This is a genomic window from Aquabacterium sp., assembly GCF_004297345.1.
Taxonomy (GTDB): Bacteria; Pseudomonadota; Gammaproteobacteria; order Burkholderiales; family Burkholderiaceae_C; genus Aquabacterium.
Genome location: NZ_SCTN01000360.1, coordinates 1 through 16,451 on the forward strand (window position 1 = coordinate 1; position 16,451 = coordinate 16,451).

Below are 16,451 nucleotides of genomic sequence, written 5' to 3' on the forward strand. Positions count from 1 at the left end.
GCGTGGAGTCTGTCAGCAGCATGGCGCACAGGTCATAGCGGCCGCTCACCGAATACAGCTTGGTGATCTCGTGGCGCTTGGCCAGCTCGCGCATCACGCTGGGCTCATGGCGGGATTCAATCGAGATCAGCACCATGGCCCGAATCACATTGGGCCCCCGCGTGCTGCTCACGCTCACCGTGTAGCCGGTGATGACGCCGGCATCCTCCAGCGCTTTCAGCCGCAATTGCGCCGTGCTGCGCGCGCAGCCCAAGGCCTTGGCGATGTTGACCAGCGGCAGGCGGGCGTTGACCTTCAACAGCTCGATGAGCTGGTGGTCCAGATCGTCCAGCACGATCCGGCTGGCCGTGCTGGGCCCCTTGTTGGATGCTGACTTGCTCATGTCGCCATTATTTGCATCAAAACGACTGATTTGATCGACATATTTCAGTCAGATTGACGGTTTTCATCGGCGCTTGGGCTTCATAGACTGATACCCATGGACGGCGGTCAAGCCCGTCGCGAGCCTCGCCAGCAGGCCCCGCCCTCCGCTAGCAGGAGCGCCACCATGCCGCACGTTCTAGAGGCCCCTCACGCTGAAGCCCCGATGGCCGAAGTCCCGGTCACCTTCATCAAGCCTCAGGATGCGGCGCCCGCGCCCTGTTCGACCACACCCAGGAAGCTCCTGAGCTGGGACGAGCTCCAGGCCTACGACCCGGAGAGCGAGCCCTGGCAGAAGCAGTTCTCCCGCCGCTACACCCACCACACCGAACTGATGGGCGTGCTCCACAAGGTCGAGGACGTCAACCACACCGTGTATGACAAGTTCGCCATCTCGGTTACGCCGTACATGGCGCAACTGATGGACCGCGATGACCCGAACTGCCCCATCCGCCTGCAGTACCTGCCCTCCTTCCACGAACAGACCAACCCAGGCTTTGCCACCATGCTGGACGAGCTGGGCGAAGAGCGCGACACCATCCCCGGGACCAGCGTGGTGCACCGCTACCCGCGCCGCGTGCTCTTCCTTGTCAGCAACACGTGTGCAGCGCTGTGCCGCTTCTGCACGCGCAAGCGCATGGTGTCGCAGCCATCGGGTTCGGTGCACAAGGATGAGATCGAAGCCTCGATCGACTACATCGCCAGCAACAAGCACATCGAAGACGTGCTGCTCTCCGGCGGTGACCCGCTGACCTTCACCGACGAGCGCCTCGACGAGATCCTGGGCGCGATCCGCAGCCGTGCACCGCATGTGCGCTTCCTGCGCATCGGCTCGCGCATGGTGGTGCAGCTGCCCACCCGCATCACGCCCGAGTTGTGCGCCGTGCTGGAAAAGCACCGCGTGCAGATGGTCAACATCCACATCAACCACCACAAGGAGATCACGCCCCTGCTGCGTCAGCGCGTGAAGATGCTGCAGAAGGCCGGGATCATGATGGGCCTGCAGTCCGTGTGCCTCAAGGGCGTGAACGACAGCGTGGAGGTGATGCGCGAGCTGTTCATGCAAGCGATCGAGATGGGCGTGCGGCCGTACTACGTGTACTCCACCGACATGGTGGAAGGCGCCCATCACTTCATCGTGCCGCACCGCCGCATGCTGGAGCTGTACGAAGGCCTTCGCGGCTGGATCAGCGGCCCGGCCGTGCCCACCTTCATCGTCGATGGCCTGGGTGGCCTGGGCAAGCTGCCCATCATCCCCAGCTATGTGCGTGAAGAAGCCCTGCCCGATGGCAGCGGCACCACCATCCACTGCCGCAACTACGCCGGCAAGACGGTGGAAATGCCGGGCCTGGGGCAGCACTTCAGCCTGCCTTCGCAGAGCAACTGAAGGGAGGGCCAGGCCATGTCAGCTCATCTGCTCCATGCCAACCGGGCCGTGCCGCCTGCACTGATGCATGCCGGCCAGCACGGTTGCCCCTACGGCACACACCGCGTCCTGCAACCTGCTGGCGTGCTGCCGCAACCCGCCTGGCGCATCGACAACACCATGGCGGCGTATGACAACGAGATCCTGATCGACGTTCAGGCCCTCAACGTGGACGCGGCCAGCTTCACGCAGATCAAGCAGGCGTCCCAAGGTGATCCTGACCGTATCGCCGCCACCATCCTCGACATCGTGGCGCAGCGTGGCAAGCTGCACAACCCGGCAACAGGATCAGGCGGCATGTTGATCGGGCGCGTGGCGTCCATCGGTGCTGCCCTGGCTGGCCAGACCGATCTGGCTGTGGGCGACCGCATCGCCACCATGGTGTCGCTCTCGCTGACGCCACTGCGCATTGACCGCATTCACCACGTGCATCAAGACAAGGATCAGGTGGACATCACTGGCCAGGCCATCCTGTTTGAAAGCGGCTTGTACGCGAAACTGCCCGATGACATCCCCGAGAAAGTGGCGCTGGCCATTCTGGATGTGGCCGGCGCACCGGCACAGACAGCGCGCCTGGTTCGGCCCGGTGACACGGTGGTCGTGGTGGGCGGAGGCGGCAAGTCAGGCACCTTGTGTGTGTACGAAGCCAGAAAGCGCGCCGGGCCTGATGGCTGCGTGATCGGCATCTCGCCGTTCGAGAAGGATTGCGAACGCATGCGTGAACTGGGCTGGGTTGACCATGCCCTGCGTGTGGATGCCACCAACGCCGTGGCCATGATGCAAGCGGTGTCCGAGGCCACACACGGCCGGTTGGCTGACGTGGTGATCAACTGCGTGAACCTGCCGCACACCGAAATGGGCAGCATCCTGGCCACGAAAGACCGGGGCCGCATCTACTTCTTTTCGATGGCCACGAGCTTCACAGCCGCCTCCCTGGGCGCAGAAGGCGTGGGCAAGGATGTGGACATGCTGATGGGCAATGGCTACGCCAAGGGCAATGCCAACTATGCCTTGTCTCTGCTGCGTGAATCACCGCAACTGCGGCAACTTTTCGAGACGCTGTACGTCTGACAAAGACGCGAACTCATCATGACCGCCGTCACTCACACTCCACACTCGCCATACGCTGCAGACACCATGCTGCCAGCCAGCCATACCGACTTGTGGCGAGGCATACGTGCGAAAGGCCTGCGCACCGTGGCCGTGATGGGCATGAGCAAGAACACAGGCAAGACGGTGTGCCTCAATCACCTGCTGGCGCAAGCGCACGAGGCGCAGATGCATGTCGGCGTGACCTCCATCGGGCGCGATGGCGAAGAACGTGATCAGGTGTTTGCCATTCCCAAGCCCCCGGTCATGGTCACGCCAGGTTGCCTGGTGGCCACAGCCAGAGACACCCTGCTGCGCGCCCGCGCTCGGGTCAAACTGATCGACGCCACGGGCGTGCACAGCCCCATGGGCGAGATCGTCATCGTCAAGGTGCTGGATGCGGGCGACATGGAAGTGGCCGGCGCCTCTCGCAGCCTCGATCAGCACAAGGTCATCGCGCTGCTGAGGCAATGCGGTGCAGACATGGTGCTGCTGGATGGCGCGCTGGGGCGCAGCCACCATGCTTCGCCCGCCATGGCCGACGGCGTCATCCTGGCCACAGGCGCAGCCCTTGGTGGTGGCATGGATGATGTGCTGCGCAAGACCCGAGACAGGCTGGCGATTCTGGGCGCGCCCGCTGCGCCGGCTGAACTGCTGAAACGAGTACTGACCACGTTCGACAAGGGCGGCGTAGGCATCTGGAACAGCCAAGGCGGGTGCCTCTTCAACGAGGTGATCCCCACGCTCAACGCCGCCCCCGTCATCCTGGATCAGATAGAAAAAGACATCGCTGTGATCGCGGTATCCGGAGCGGTGGGCCAACGCCTGTGGCAAGCCTTGATGAAGGTGGCGCAACACCACCCAGGACTCAGGCTGGTCGTATCGGATGGTACCAAGCTCTTCATTGATGCCATCGATCTGAACGCCTTCGAACGTGCGGGCGCGCAGGTGCTGGCACAGCGGGCCGTGCATCTGGCTGGCATCACGCTGAACCCCTGGTCGCCGTTTGGCGGCAGCTTTGACGCGCGAGCCTTCCTGGCACAAGCCCGCCAGGCCTTCCCTCAACACATCGTGACAGACGTCCTGCTGACGAAGGAGGAAACATGAGCCGCCTCGCACTGGATCAAGCCCAGATCGACCGCGCACGCCGCAGCGCCAGCCGGATCGCCCATCAGGTGTATGACGACATGCACCGCTTCACGACGACCACGGTCGAACGCGCCACCCTGCGCCTGATGGGGATGGATGGGGTCGATGGCGACCAGGTGCCGCTGCCCAATCGGGTGATCAGCCACCTTCATGAGCGAGGGCTGGTACAGCATGGCGCGGCTTCAGTGGTAGCCGGCACCATGGCACAACACCAGATCGGCATCCAGGAATTGGCGCAAGCAGTAGCGGATGGCCGTTTGACGCTGCAGCGCCCAAGCGACGAAGCCGACGCCCGCGAACGCGCCCATGAGATGGCCCTAGCCGTGTGCCAGCGCATCGCCAAACAACGCGCTTTCAGAGAAGCCACCGTGCGCGATGCCGGCGGCGAAGCCCCCACACCGTGGCTCTACCTCATCGTGGCCACGGGCAACATTTTTGAAGACATCACCCAGGCCTGCGCCGCCGCCGAGCAAGGCGCCGACGTGATCGCCGTGATCCGCTCCACGGGCCAAAGCCTGCTGGACTACGTGCCCTATGGCGCCACCACCGAAGGCTTCGGCGGCACGTATGCCACGCAAGAGAACTTCCGCCTCATGCGCGCGGCGCTCGATGAGGTGGGGCGCAAGATCGGCCGCTACATCCGCCTGACCAATTACTGCTCAGGCCTGTGCATGCCGGAGATCGCGGCCATGGGTGCCATGGAGCGCCTGGACATGATGCTCAACGATTCGATGTACGGGATCATCTTCCGCGACATCAACATGCAACGAACCTTCATCGACCAGTTCTTCTCACGCATGGTCAATGGCTACGCCGGCATCATCATCAACACGGGTGAAGACAACTACCTCACCACGGCGGATGCCTATGACGCGGCCCACACGGTGCTGGCATCCCAGCTCATCAATGAACAGTTCGCCTACATCTCCGGCTTGAAGCCCGATCAGATGGGCCTGGGCCACGCCTTCGAGATCAACCCATCCCTGGACAACGGCTTCCTGTGGGAGCTGGCCCATGCGCAACTGGTCAGGCAGGTGTTCCCGCAGGCTTGCCTCAAATACATGCCGCCCACCAAGCACATGACGGGCAACATCTTCAAAGGCCATGTCCAGGATGCCTTGTTCAATGTGGTGAGCGTACTCACGCAGCAGAACATCCACCTGCTGGGGATGATGACCGAGGCCATTCACACGCCCTTCATCCAGGACCGCTTCCTCGCCATCCAGAACGCACGCTATGTGTTTGCCACCATGCGCGAGCTGCATGCCGAGATCAGCTTCACGCCCGGTGGGCAGATCGAGCGCAGAGCCCAGCAGGTGCTGGCTGAAACCACGTCCTTGCTGGCCGAGATCGAGCAGACCGGCCTGCCTGCCGCCATTGCCAAAGGCACCTTCGCCGATATCTCCCGCACGCTCACGGGCGGCAAGGGGCTGGACGGCGTCATCGCGAAAGCTGCCGACTACTACAACCCATTCCCGGCCTTGATGCTGCCTGGCATGAACGAGGAGCGCGCATCATGAACGACACCCTGCAACACACGCCAAGGTGGGTCAAGCCTTATGGCGACACCATGGACGATGGCCGCGTGCAACTGTCGTTCACGCTGCCTGTTGCGCTAGACGACAACAGCAAGGAAGCCGCCCGACAACTGGCGCTACAGATGGGCCTGGATGAACCCGCTGTGGTGCACAGCGAAGCCATGGGGCCGGCCTTCTCCTTCTATGTGGTCTACGGCCAGTGCAAGCACCGTGTGGACATGAGCCGCATCCAGGTGGCCAAGCCTGAGTTCGAAGTGCTCGACAAGGACGCGATCAACGAGAAGATCGCCAGGCTCATGGGCCGCAAGATGGTTGTAGTGGGCGCCTGCATCGAGACTGACGCGCACACGGTGGGCATCGACGCGATCATGAACATGAAGGGCTTCAACGGCCACAAGGGCCTGGAGAGCTATCACGAGATGCGCGCCATCAATCTGGGTGCCCAGGTGGATTCTGAAGATCTGGTGGCACGCGCCATCGAGGAACAGGCCGACGTCATCCTCGTCTCGCAAATCGTGACGCAAAAGAACATCCATCTCGACAACCTCACGCGACTGGCCGACATCCTCGAAGCCGAAGGCCTGCGCGAGCGCGTCATCCTCGTTGTCGGCGGGCCGCGCATCAGCCACGAACTGGCCAAGGAGCTGGGTTATGACGCCGGTTTCGGGCCGGGCTCGTACGCCGAGAACGTAGCCTCGTTTGCCATCGACGAATGGGCGCGGCGGCATGCGCCCTCCGTCGCACGTGACACACGTTGAAGCGCCTCAAACACATGGAGACCTCATCATGGACAAGCCCATCACCAGCCTCATCCGACTGCGCATCAGCGCCCATGAGGCCCACTACGCCGGCAATCTGGTCGACGGCGCACGGATGCTGCAACTGTTCGGCGACGTGGCCACAGAACTGCTGATCCGAAGCGATGGCGACGAAGGCCTGTTTGTGGCTTATGACAAAGTCGAGTTCCTGGCACCGGTCCATGCGGGCGATTACATCGAAGCGACAGGCCGCATCGAATCCATGGGCAAAACCTCCCGCAAGATGGTGTTCGAGGCCCGCAAGGTGATCAGCGCGGCCCAGGTGCCCGGCCAGCCATCGGCTTGCGATGTGCTGCCGGAGCCCGAGGTAGTTTGCCGTGCTTCTGGTACCTGCGTGGTGCCTGCCAACTGCCAGAGGGGCACCACAAAGTCCTAAAGCTCTGACCAAGGAGTCGCATCATGGACAAGCTCATCATCACCGCCGCACTCACGGGCGCCGAGGTCAGCCGCGAGCAGCAAGCCGCCCTGCCCATCACACCCGAAGAGATTGGCATAGCCGCAGCAGAATGTGCCGCCGCTGGCGCCAGCATCGTGCACGTTCACGCACGCTGGCCGGATGGCACACCCACGCAAGACAAAGAGATCTACCGCCAGATCATGGACGAAGTCAGCCAGCGCTGCGACGTGATCGTGCAGATCTCGACAGGTGGCGCCGTGGGCATGAGCGCCCATGAACGCCTGGCCCCAGTGGCCCTGCGCCCCGAGATGGCCACGCTGTCGATGGGATCGGTCAACTTTGGCGGCGATGTGTTCTACAACCACCCATCCGACATCGATGCCTTTGCCCGCGAGATGCAGTTGCAAGGCGTCAAACCCGAACTGGAGATCTTTGACAGCGGCATGCTGGCCACGGCCAAGCGCTGGCTGGACAAAGGTGCGCTGGCCAGCCCTGCTCACTTCGATCTGGTCATGGGCGTGCCCGGTGGCATGGTCGGCACACCGCAGGCCTTGATGTACATGCTCTCGGAACTTCCGCCTGATGCCACCTGGACGGTAGCCGGTATCGGCGCAGCCCAATTACCACTGACCACCATGGCCATCTTGCTGGGCGGCCATGTGCGCGTGGGTTTCGAAGACAACATCTACTACCGCAAGGGTGAGCTGGCCGTCAGCAATGCCCAGTTGGTCGCACGCATCGTGCGCATCGCCAACGAATTAGATCGCCCAGTGGCCACGCCGCAAGAAGCCAGGCAGATCCTGAACCTCGCTGCACGCTGATCCTGCGCAACAAGAGGCCCCCCGATCAGCGCCCGTTCAATCCGGCGCCCTGTAGATCAGCACTTTCAAAGCCCGATCAGGCTGCAGATCCGCAAACACGGGCGGATTGGGCAGGCGCTCCACAAAGCTCAAGGCAGGCGCCTCCACCTGCATCAAATCCTGCAAAAACTCAGGCCCCAGCTTGGTCGAGTTCAGGCACAACATCGCGTGCCCACCTGGCATCAGCAGATCGGGCAGACGCCGCATCAGGCGCGCATAGTCCTTCTCGGCGATGAAGCTGCCCTTTTGATATGTGGGCGGGTCCGCGATGATCAGGTCATAAGGCCCGTGGCGATTGATCTTGCCCCATGAACTGAAGATGTCATGCGGCAAAAAGCTGGCGCCCGCCGCCACGCCATTGAGGTGATGGTTCTGCTTGCCAATGCCCAATGCACCACTGGCCATGTCCATATTGATCACCTGCCTGGCGCCCGCCTGCATGGCCACCACGGAAAACGCACAGGTGTAAGCAAAGAGGTTGAGCACCTTCATGCCGGGCCGTGCAGCCACCAGCTCGCGCACCCAGCGGCGCCCTTCAGACATGTCCAGGAACAAGCCATGGTTCTGGCCGCGCAGCAGGTGAACGCGAAAGCGCGCGCCGTTTTCAGTCACATCATGGGGATCAGGCACGCTGCCAGACATCAGGCGCGTGTCGGCGCGCAAGTCGCTCCGATATTGGAAGACCCAGTTCAACGGTGTATCCGGTGAGAGCACCTGCCATCGTGCGAACAAGGCCTCGTGCAGCACCGCCAGATCCTCATCGCTGACAGGCAAGAAGCTGGTCAGCACCCAGACTGGCGGATAGGCGTCCAGCGTCCACTGCTCGCATCCGGGGAACAAGCCACCACGACCATGGAAGATGCGCTGGGCATCAAGGGGCATGCGCATCGTGGCGATGGCATCGAGCAGGGCTTGCATGGTGTGTACGCGGCGGCATCTCAAACGAAGAAGGCCGCCATTCTCACCGAGATTACTGCAGCAAGACGAAGCCTGACGGTGCATACCCCGTCGTGGCCAGTACAGAGGTCATCAGGATCGCTCGCCCATCCGGCAAGGCACGCATGGCCTGGTAGTGGAAAGCGTTCTTGCCATACAGCGGGGTGACGGTCCTGAAGCCTGACCAGCCCCCCGTACTACTCAAAGTGCCTGCCACCGTATCCACGCCAATATCGCAATGCGTCACCAGGCCATGGCCGAACTGATCGATGGCGACATCAACGGCAGAGAAACCACCCCAGGTGTTGGCTTTAACTGGATTGGCCATCCAGCCATTGGCCGCGCTGTAGTTGGTAAGGTACATGAAGTAGGTGGATTGCGCAGGGCTGTCCTGGCCCATGGCCACAAACGCCTGGCCGCCATCATTGACCGCAATCAAGGGCAAGGCGTAAGGCGCGCTGGCGTTGGATTGCAAAGGATTGATGGCGCCCCATACCCCGCTGTCAGCCATCCGCGCGTAGGCATTGGAGACACCACTTACCCCCAACTGCGACCACACCACGCCAGCAAATTGCCCGGCAGGAGCCAAGGAGTACGACAAGGAGAAGCTGCTGCTGAATGACGCCTGAGGCAACTCTGCAGAGACCGCCTCAGCTTCGGCCCAGCCACTGCCTGGCAGGTATTTGCGCAACAGGATCTGCGACTTGCCTGCTGTGCTGTTTGAAGGCATCAAGCCGACGGCATGAACGGTCGAGTTCGTGTTGTCGATGGCCACATCGAAGGCCTTGGCCAACTGCAAGCCGGTACCGGCATAGCCCACCATGGCACTGCAACGCGAGCTGATCAGTTGAGGCGTGGATGTCACCGTGCTGCCACTGGAGACCGTCACGACTTGCGCTCCGCCCGATGTGCAATACGCGATGGCCCCATCGCCCGCATCATTGACCGCCACCTTGATCGTGGTGGATGAAGGCGTCAGCGCGGTTTGAACAGGCATGCTCCAGCCTACATCTGGCGTACGCACCGCATACCAAAGCGAGGTACCGGCCACCCAGGCCAGCAACACGCGACCTTGTGGCGACACCGCCATGTCGAGCGGCGCGACACGTTGCGCCAGCGTATTGTTGTTGAAGGAGACCAAGGGGCCACTGAGTGGCAGCAGTCCCTCCAGGAGCCAACTCCTGGGTGTGCCCGTATCCATGCGTCCGGAAGCGACGCCTGCACCACTACCCTCGTTCTGCAACCAGGCGCCGTACACCCGGCCATCTTCAGCCAGACCAGCCAGAGGGTAGATGGAGGGATTTCGCGCATCCACAGCCTGATAGTTCGACCACGCCCGCCCAAGGAACCCATGAGGATTCAAGGGCGTGACGGTCAAGGTGATGGGCAAGGTCGTCAGGGTCTGGCGTGAGCCTGAGTCCGTGCAAGTCACAAACACGGAGTACTGACCAGGGCTGGCGTAGATGTGCGTATTGGTATTGCTCATCTTGGTGCCGTCACCAAAGCTCCATAAGGTGGTGAGCGTGCCACTGCCGCCCAAGCATTGCCCGCCTTCGAAGGCTACTGACGTGCCGGTATCTACCGTGGTGGCGGGGGCAGACGGATCGGACAACTGAATTGGCAGCACGACACCACCAGCCCCGCCGTGGACGGCGTCGCCTGCGTATCGCTGTTGCCCCCGCCGCCACATGACGTCAACGACAGCGCACACATGACAACGAACACCAGGCTGTATCTCATGGCAAGACTCCCCCCCTTTTTTGCTCTCCAGAGTCTTCCAGCGCACGCCAACAAGTTCGCCTGCACCCCTTGTGTGAGGGGGTGACTGCACAAGCCAAGCGCATGTCCCACAAAGCCGTGTGCACACCTGCGCCCCGGGATTTCCCGAGCAAGCTCATCACGTTGAACCATCCGCATCCGCCAAGGCATGGACAATCCACATCACGAAAACAAGGAGCCCCTCATGTTGATTTCCATCGTCAACCGGTCCAACAGCATCAGCGATGCCGAGCTGCAGACCGTCATCCGCGCCATCAATCGCCAGATCAAGGATGACTTCGAGCCCTACTGGAGCTTTGGCGCCACCCTGCGACTGGAAGCGCCTATCGGCGCCAAACCCGACAAGGCCACACTGGCTGAGTTGCGTGGCGACGCCATCATCTATCTGTGGGATGAAGTGGACGTCGATGGCGCGGTGGGCTATCACGATGCCAACGCGCGTGGCGTGCCCTACGGCTTCGTGTTCACCAAGCTCTCCAAACAGCTGGGCGAGAACTGGACTGTCACGCTGTCTCACGAGGCACTCGAGTTGGTTGGAGACCCGCAGGGCAACCTGTTGGTTCAAGGCCCTCACCCCAGCAGCCCTGGCGTGGAGGTTTTCCACTGGTTCGAGATGTGCGATGCCGTGCAAGGCCAGAGCTACACACTCGATGGCGTGGAAGTGTCCAACTTCGTGCTGCCGCTGTACTTCACGCCGGAAGAGCAAGAAGGTGGCCGCAACGATTTCCTGGGGCAACTCGATGGCAAGAAGAAAGGACTGGCTTCATTTGGCGTAAGCAAAGGGGGCTACATCGGCTTCTACGACCCACGCAAGCGGGCCCACGAGACCTACGCCAGCGCCAAAGATGCCAAGGCACAAAAGCGCATGGCCACCAAGGCCGCACACATGTATGGGCGTGGCTATTTGCGCAAGCACAGTGAGGCCTCTGTGCCTCGTGAAGACGCGCACATGCGCATGCTGGGCGGAGAATCCTTCGTCAAGGCCTCTGCCACACCGAGCGACGACCCGATCAAGCACGTGGTCGTGCTTATGCTGGAAAACCGATCCTTCGATCAGATGCTGGGAGGGATGACACGCTTCAACAAGGACGTGGAAGGCGTCCCTCAAAAGGGCACCCCGCGCAGCAATAAGACGTCCAAAGATCATGTGGTGCAGCAAAAACCTGGCGCTGCATGGGTACTCGAAAAGGGGCGCGATCCCAACCACGAGCATGATGACACAATGAAGCAGTTGGGCTCAGCAGCGAGCCCCATGTCAGGCTTTGCCGAAAGCTTCCTGCAGCGCTACCCGGACGCCACGCAAGCTGAACTCGATCAGGTCATGGCCTATTTCGACTTTGGTGCCACACCGAAGGACGACACACTGCCCGCCCTGCACACCCTGGCGCGCAACTTCACCGTGTGTGACCACTGGTTCTCGTCCATGCCTGGCCCCACGTGGCAGAACCGCTTCTTCATTCACAGCGGCACCTGCCTGGGGCATCTGACGATGCCATCGAAGCAGGAACCACAAAACATGCGCATCTACTACCAGGACACGATCTACGATCGCCTGTCAGATGGGCGCGTTGACTGGAAGATCTTCCACTCGGGCGTCCCGCAAAGCATCGTGCTGACACGTCTGCTGACTCGCTATCTCACCTTCCGTGGCTACAAGGACATGGACGACTTCTACGAGATGGCCGCAGGTGATGCCAACGACTTTCCAGAGTACGCCTTCATCGAACCCCAGTACTTCGGCAAGGACGAGAACGACCAGCACCCCCCCTCCGACATCCGCAAAGGTGAGATGCTGCTGGCCAGTGTTTACAACGCCTTGCGCAGCAATGAAGCCTTGTGGAAGTCCACCCTGTTCGTGGTCACGTATGACGAGCATGGCGGCTTCTATGACCACGTGAACCCGCCCGCCACCGTACCGCCCGACAATCACACGGCTGACTGGTCCTTCGATCGCCTCGGCGTGCGTGTTCCCACCATCCTGGTCTCGCCCTGGCTGGATGCCAAGGTCAACGCCACGGTGTTCGACCACACCAGCCTGCTGCGCTACCTGTGCGAGAAGTGGAAGCTCGATCCTTTAGGCCAGCGCATGCAGACCGGTGCCGGCGCCTTGCGTGCCAACAGCATGGCGGACGCGCTGCAGTTCCGCAAAACGCCACGCGATGACACACCGGTGAAGATCACCGTGCCGCAGATCAAGGGTGCCCTCACGTCTCAGATCGAGCCGCCGATCGAAGGCTCTCGCGAGTCCCTGCTGATGTTTGTGGATCAGTTGCCTGAAGCAGGCGGCGATCAGCCGCTGACGGCCGCCACGGTCAAGGGCAGGCTGAGTGCGAAGAAGCCCGCGTCCAAGCGCACCAAGACCAAGCCAGCGGAGTTGAATGCCGATGCGGCTCAAGCCAAGCTGGAGAGGCTGCGCCGCAGCAACACACCGTCCTGATTGACGCTGCCAGCCGAGCAAGGCTGTCTATCAAGGGAAAAGAAAAGGGGCACGCCAATCGGGTGCCCCTTTATTCATCGTTCGCGCAACCTGGCACCGCCTGGGGCACCCGGCATCAAAGCGATCAGAACGGTGCGTCGTCCTTGCCTTCGCGCACTTCAGCAGCCTTGGCAGCCGCCGTGATGCGGGTGCGCTTGGGCTTCTCGGGCTCGGCAGCGGCCTTGGCGGCCTGCGCTTCGTCTTCAGCGGCTTGCAGCGACTGGATCAGCGCGTCGTCTTCCGGATCGCTCTCACCTTCTTCGCCAGCGGCTGCCGCAGCAGCTGCGGCATCGGCTTCAGAGATCACACGGGTGTAAGGCGCCAGCGTCTTGACCATCTGACCGTAGATACGCGGCGTACCAGCCAGGATTTCGCGCTGGTACAGGAAGTCAGGTTCGCCCGTGAAGTTGCCCACCAGGCCACCAGCCTCGGTGATCATCAGCGCGCCTGCGGCCACGTCCCAGGGGCTCAGGCCAGTTTCAAAGAAAGCATCGTAGAAGCCGGCTGCCACGTAGCAGAGATCCAGCGACGCAGCGCCCGGGCGACGCACGCCGGCGCACTGCACCATCACGTCTTCGAACATTTTCATGTAGCGCTGGAAGTTGTCGCCCTTGCGGAAGGGGAAGCCCGTACCGATCAAGGAATCGAGCATGCGCGTGCGCTTGGACACACGGATGCGGCGATCGTTCATGTAGGCGCCCTTGCCCTTGGACGCATAGAACAGGTCATTGCGGCTGGGGTCGTACACCACGGCCTGCTGGATCTGGCCACGGAAGGTCAGCGCGATGGAGACCGCGTAGACGGGGAAGCCGTGGATGAAGTTGGTGGTGCCGTCGAGCGGATCAATGATCCAGACGTAATCGCTGTGGCGGGCGCCGTGCTCGCGCCCCGACTCTTCGGCCAGGATGCCGTGGCCTGGGTAGGCCTCGAGGATCGTGCCGATGATCGCGTCTTCTGCCGCCTTGTCCACCTCGGTCACGAAGTCGTTGTGGGACTTCGCGATCACAGTCAGTCGCTCGATGTCGAGCGAGGCCCGGTTGATGATCGCCCCGGCTGCGCGAGCAGCTTTGATGGCGATATTGAGCATGGGATGCAGGGCTTGAGACATGTTTAACCTTGGAAACCGATAAACAACCTGAGACGAATGACAGAGCGACGGTGCACTGGCGACAAACCGATCATTCACCCGATGAAAACGGGGAAGATCCAGGCAAGTCAGCGAGGCAGTCACACCGGCCAGACACAGTCCAGGCAGGGGATGGGGGCGCAGCAGTGATCAAAGAACGAGGGAGAATCGAGCATTCTACAGAAGCCGTTTGGCTTTTGCACCCCCTTTTTCAGCGATTCCGATCAAAATCAAGGGCTTATCGCGCATTCATGCCGTACATCCTGAAGTTTTCATGACATCTGCCCCGCCTCCAGCGCCTGCTGCCACGCCTGTTTCAGGCCCCGCCGATCCCACCCGTTTCATCCTGATCGGCACCAGCCACCCCGGCAATGTGGGCGCCACGGCGCGCGCCATGAAGGTCATGGGCTTTTCTGATCTGGTACTGGTACGCCCACGCTTTGAGGACGTACTGATCCAGGAAGAAACCGTGGCCCTGGCCAGCGGCGCCGCCGACATCCTCGTGCGAGCCCGCGTGGTCGACACTCTGGCTGAGGCGCTGGACGGCATCACCTATGCCATCGGCACCGCCATGACACCGCGCGACTTCGGCCCGCCCACGATCACACCACGCGATGGCCTGGGCGCTCTGGCGCGCCACGATCCGATGCACCGAGTGGGCTTCGTCTTCGGCAGCGAACGCTACGGCATGGCCAATGAAGACGTGTACCGCTGCCATGCCGTGATCAGCATCCCGACCAATCCACATTACGGCTCGCTCAACCTCTCTCAAGCCGTGCAGGTGCTGGCCTATGAGTGGCGACAAGCCCTGGGCGGCTTCCCCGTCGAGGCCCGCACGCCCGACGTTGATCTGGCCAGCGGTGCCGCCGTGCAAGGTGCGCTGGACCACTGGGAGAAAGCGCTGATTGAAGTGGGCTTTCTGGATCCGGCCGCCCCCAAGAAGCTGATGCCACGGCTGAACCAGTTGCTCAACCGCGCCGAGTTGCGCCAGGAAGAGATCCACATCCTGCGCGGCATTGCCAAGGCCATCATGGACAAGCGGCGCTGATCCGCATCAGACAAAGCACAGATACCGATGCCCTGCTCGGCCATGGTCTTTGTGACGGCCCGGTAAACTCTCAGGCCTGATTCGAAAAACGCATAAGCTCATTCTTCATGCTCTTTGCCCGACTGCGAGAAGACATCGCCTGCATCCTTGAACGCGACCCTGCGGCCCGCACCGCCTGGGAAGTGCTGACCTGTTACCCCGGTCTGCACGCCCTGGCCATGCACCGCGTCGCGCACTGGTGCTGGACGCACCAGCTCAAGTGGCTGGGGCGCTGGATCTCGCATTGGGCCCGCTTCTTCTCGGGCATCGAGATCCACCCAGGCGCCAAGGTCGGCCGCCGCGTCTTCATCGACCACGGCATGGGCGTTGTGGTGGGCGAAACCGCCGAGATCGGTGACGAGTGCACGATCTACCAGGGCGTCACCCTGGGCGGCACCTCGCTGGGCAAAGGCACCAAGCGCCACCCCACCCTGGGCCGCGGCGTGATCGTGGGCGCCAACGCGCAGGTGCTGGGCGGCTTCACCGTGGGTGATGGCGCCCGCGTGGGCTCCAATGCGGTGGTGACCAAACCTGTGCCACCAGGCGCCACCGCAGTGGGCAACCCCGCGCGCATCATCGTGGCCAAGGCCACCGTGATGGACGAGAAGCAGGCAGAACGTGAAGCGATCGCGGCGCGCATGGGCTTCTCGGCCTATGGCGTGACCGAGGGCGATGACCCGCTGTCACAAGCCCTGCGCGGCCTGATCGACAACGCCTCAGGCCATGAGCACCAGATCACCTTGCTGTGGCAGGCCATCCGCACACTCGCCAAGGACGCCCAGACCGAGGACGCCCGCTGCTGCCTGCCCACCGATGCGCAGACGCAAGAACACTTTGATGCCGAGGGGCTCAATCGACTGGTGAAATAGCCAGTTGATAAATAAATTGCGAAAGTTCTGCTTTCGCGTCACAAAGTGCCGCGCGGCTTCGTCATGAAGGTATCCCCACTTTCATACGGAGCGCGCCATGACCTGGCTCAGAGCCCTACTTTCCTCTTCACTGGCAGGCAATGGCCTGTTCATGCTGTTCGCACCTGAGCGCTGGTATCACACGATACCGACCGTGAGCCTGACCGGCCCGCTCAACCTCCACTTCATCCGGGACATCGGTTGCGCGTACGTGAGCGCTGCTGTGGCGCTGGCGTGGGGCCTGCTGCGCCCAGCCGACGCCTTGGTGTCAACGATGCTGGCCGCTCTCTTTCTCATCAGCCATGCTGGCGTGCACTTGCACGAACTCGCCGCCGGCCTGTGCGGCTGGGGTGTCTGGTGGAAGGTCTTCCCGGGCGTGACCTTGCCCGCTTTGCTAAGCAGCATGTTGGCATGGCAAAGCTTGTCCGCAAGGAGGGCCTGA

At 62.1% G+C, this 16,451-nt stretch carries 15 protein-coding genes; 11 read left to right on the forward strand and 4 right to left on the reverse strand.

What is annotated here, in order from left to right; translation table 11 throughout:
* A partial coding sequence (locus EPO09_RS13275) for an Lrp/AsnC family transcriptional regulator (protein WP_290643797.1) occupies positions 1 to 382 on the reverse strand: 382 nt, incomplete at its 3' end.
* A gap of 165 nt (positions 383 to 547) precedes the next feature.
* Here EPO09_RS13275 and EPO09_RS13280 point away from each other — a divergent pair.
* The 7 genes from EPO09_RS13280 to EPO09_RS13310 are packed head-to-tail and all read left to right on the forward strand — an operon-like array spanning position 548 to position 7,658.
* Positions 548 to 1,807, forward strand: a complete 1,260-nt coding sequence (locus EPO09_RS13280; protein WP_290643798.1) for a KamA family radical SAM protein — start codon at positions 548 to 550, stop codon at positions 1,805 to 1,807.
* Between the two features lie 15 nt (positions 1,808 to 1,822).
* Entirely contained in the window at positions 1,823 to 2,917 is a 1,095-nt protein-coding gene (locus tag EPO09_RS13285; protein ID WP_290643799.1) for an L-erythro-3,5-diaminohexanoate dehydrogenase, read from the forward strand.
* An 18-nt stretch (positions 2,918 to 2,935) separates the two neighbouring features.
* Positions 2,936 to 4,042 carry a hypothetical protein gene (locus tag EPO09_RS13290; RefSeq protein WP_290643800.1) on the forward strand — a complete coding sequence of 369 codons (1,107 nt, stop codon included), beginning with the start codon at positions 2,936 to 2,938 and terminating at the stop codon, positions 4,040 to 4,042.
* Positions 4,039 to 5,604 carry a lysine 5,6-aminomutase subunit alpha gene (locus tag EPO09_RS13295; RefSeq protein ID WP_290643801.1) on the forward strand — a complete coding sequence of 522 codons (1,566 nt, stop codon included), beginning with the start codon at positions 4,039 to 4,041 and terminating at the stop codon, positions 5,602 to 5,604. Before EPO09_RS13290 ends, EPO09_RS13295 begins: the two co-directional genes overlap by 4 nt.
* Entirely contained in the window at positions 5,601 to 6,380 is a 780-nt protein-coding gene (locus tag EPO09_RS13300) for an OAM dimerization domain-containing protein (RefSeq protein ID WP_290643802.1), read from the forward strand. The genes EPO09_RS13295 and EPO09_RS13300 overlap by 4 nt, the downstream gene beginning before the upstream one ends.
* Positions 6,381 to 6,408: 28 nt before the next feature.
* Positions 6,409 to 6,816 carry a hotdog domain-containing protein gene (locus EPO09_RS13305; RefSeq protein WP_290643803.1) on the forward strand — a complete coding sequence of 136 codons (408 nt, stop codon included), beginning with the start codon at positions 6,409 to 6,411 and terminating at the stop codon, positions 6,814 to 6,816.
* 23 nt (positions 6,817 to 6,839) lie between these two features.
* Positions 6,840 to 7,658: a 3-keto-5-aminohexanoate cleavage protein gene (locus tag EPO09_RS13310; protein WP_290643804.1), complete on the forward strand. Its 819-nt coding sequence runs from the start codon at positions 6,840 to 6,842 to the stop codon at positions 7,656 to 7,658.
* Positions 7,659 to 7,694: 36 nt separating this feature from the next.
* Here the strand turns inward: EPO09_RS13310 and EPO09_RS13315 are convergent, their stop codons facing one another.
* Both EPO09_RS13315 and EPO09_RS13320 read right to left on the reverse strand, forming a co-directional pair.
* Positions 7,695 to 8,615 (reverse strand): class I SAM-dependent methyltransferase, encoded by a 921-nt coding sequence (locus tag EPO09_RS13315; RefSeq protein ID WP_290643805.1) that lies wholly within the window; start codon positions 8,613 to 8,615, stop codon positions 7,695 to 7,697.
* A 52-nt stretch (positions 8,616 to 8,667) separates the two neighbouring features.
* Positions 8,668 to 10,260, reverse strand: a complete 1,593-nt coding sequence (locus EPO09_RS13320) for a PKD domain-containing protein (RefSeq protein WP_290643806.1) — start codon at positions 10,258 to 10,260, stop codon at positions 8,668 to 8,670.
* Between the two features lie 336 nt (positions 10,261 to 10,596).
* Between EPO09_RS13320 and EPO09_RS13325 the strand changes: the two genes are divergently transcribed.
* Positions 10,597 to 12,849, forward strand: coding sequence for an alkaline phosphatase family protein (locus tag EPO09_RS13325; RefSeq protein WP_290643807.1), 2,253 nt, complete (start codon positions 10,597 to 10,599; stop codon positions 12,847 to 12,849).
* A gap of 124 nt (positions 12,850 to 12,973) precedes the next feature.
* Here the strand turns inward: EPO09_RS13325 and EPO09_RS13330 are convergent, their stop codons facing one another.
* Positions 12,974 to 13,996: an inositol monophosphatase family protein gene (locus EPO09_RS13330; RefSeq protein WP_290643808.1), complete on the reverse strand. Its 1,023-nt coding sequence runs from the start codon at positions 13,994 to 13,996 to the stop codon at positions 12,974 to 12,976.
* Positions 13,997 to 14,288: 292 nt separating this feature from the next.
* Between EPO09_RS13330 and EPO09_RS13335 the strand changes: the two genes are divergently transcribed.
* From EPO09_RS13335 to EPO09_RS13345, 3 genes are all read left to right on the forward strand, one after another.
* Complete coding sequence (locus EPO09_RS13335) at positions 14,289 to 15,062, forward strand: RNA methyltransferase (protein ID WP_290643809.1); 774 nt, start codon at positions 14,289 to 14,291, stop codon at positions 15,060 to 15,062.
* Between the two features lie 107 nt (positions 15,063 to 15,169).
* A complete protein-coding gene (gene cysE, locus EPO09_RS13340; protein WP_290643810.1) occupies positions 15,170 to 15,970 on the forward strand; it encodes a serine O-acetyltransferase in 801 nt (266 codons plus the stop codon).
* A 97-nt stretch (positions 15,971 to 16,067) separates the two neighbouring features.
* Positions 16,068 to 16,451 carry a hypothetical protein gene (locus tag EPO09_RS13345; protein WP_290643811.1) on the forward strand — a complete coding sequence of 128 codons (384 nt, stop codon included), beginning with the start codon at positions 16,068 to 16,070 and terminating at the stop codon, positions 16,449 to 16,451.

Excerpts from the sequence above, each read along its gene's own strand:
- EPO09_RS13280 (WP_290643798.1), top strand. The coding sequence starts at position 548 with ATGCCGCACGTTCTAGAGGCCCCTCACGCTGAAGCCCCGATGGCCGAA.
- EPO09_RS13285 (WP_290643799.1), top strand. The coding sequence starts at position 1,823 with ATGTCAGCTCATCTGCTCCATGCCAACCGGGCCGTGCCGCCTGCACTG.
- EPO09_RS13290 (WP_290643800.1), top strand. The coding sequence starts at position 2,936 with ATGACCGCCGTCACTCACACTCCACACTCGCCATACGCTGCAGACACC.
- EPO09_RS13295 (WP_290643801.1), top strand. The coding sequence starts at position 4,039 with ATGAGCCGCCTCGCACTGGATCAAGCCCAGATCGACCGCGCACGCCGC.
- EPO09_RS13300 (WP_290643802.1), top strand. The coding sequence starts at position 5,601 with ATGAACGACACCCTGCAACACACGCCAAGGTGGGTCAAGCCTTATGGC.
- EPO09_RS13305 (WP_290643803.1), top strand. The coding sequence starts at position 6,409 with ATGGACAAGCCCATCACCAGCCTCATCCGACTGCGCATCAGCGCCCAT.
- EPO09_RS13310 (WP_290643804.1), top strand. The coding sequence starts at position 6,840 with ATGGACAAGCTCATCATCACCGCCGCACTCACGGGCGCCGAGGTCAGC.
- EPO09_RS13315 (WP_290643805.1), bottom strand. The coding sequence starts at position 8,615 with ATGCAAGCCCTGCTCGATGCCATCGCCACGATGCGCATGCCCCTTGAT.
- EPO09_RS13325 (WP_290643807.1), top strand. The coding sequence starts at position 10,597 with ATGTTGATTTCCATCGTCAACCGGTCCAACAGCATCAGCGATGCCGAG.
- EPO09_RS13330 (WP_290643808.1), bottom strand. The coding sequence starts at position 13,996 with ATGTCTCAAGCCCTGCATCCCATGCTCAATATCGCCATCAAAGCTGCT.
- EPO09_RS13335 (WP_290643809.1), top strand. The coding sequence starts at position 14,289 with ATGACATCTGCCCCGCCTCCAGCGCCTGCTGCCACGCCTGTTTCAGGC.
- cysE (WP_290643810.1), top strand. The coding sequence starts at position 15,170 with ATGCTCTTTGCCCGACTGCGAGAAGACATCGCCTGCATCCTTGAACGC.
- EPO09_RS13345 (WP_290643811.1), top strand. The coding sequence starts at position 16,068 with ATGACCTGGCTCAGAGCCCTACTTTCCTCTTCACTGGCAGGCAATGGC.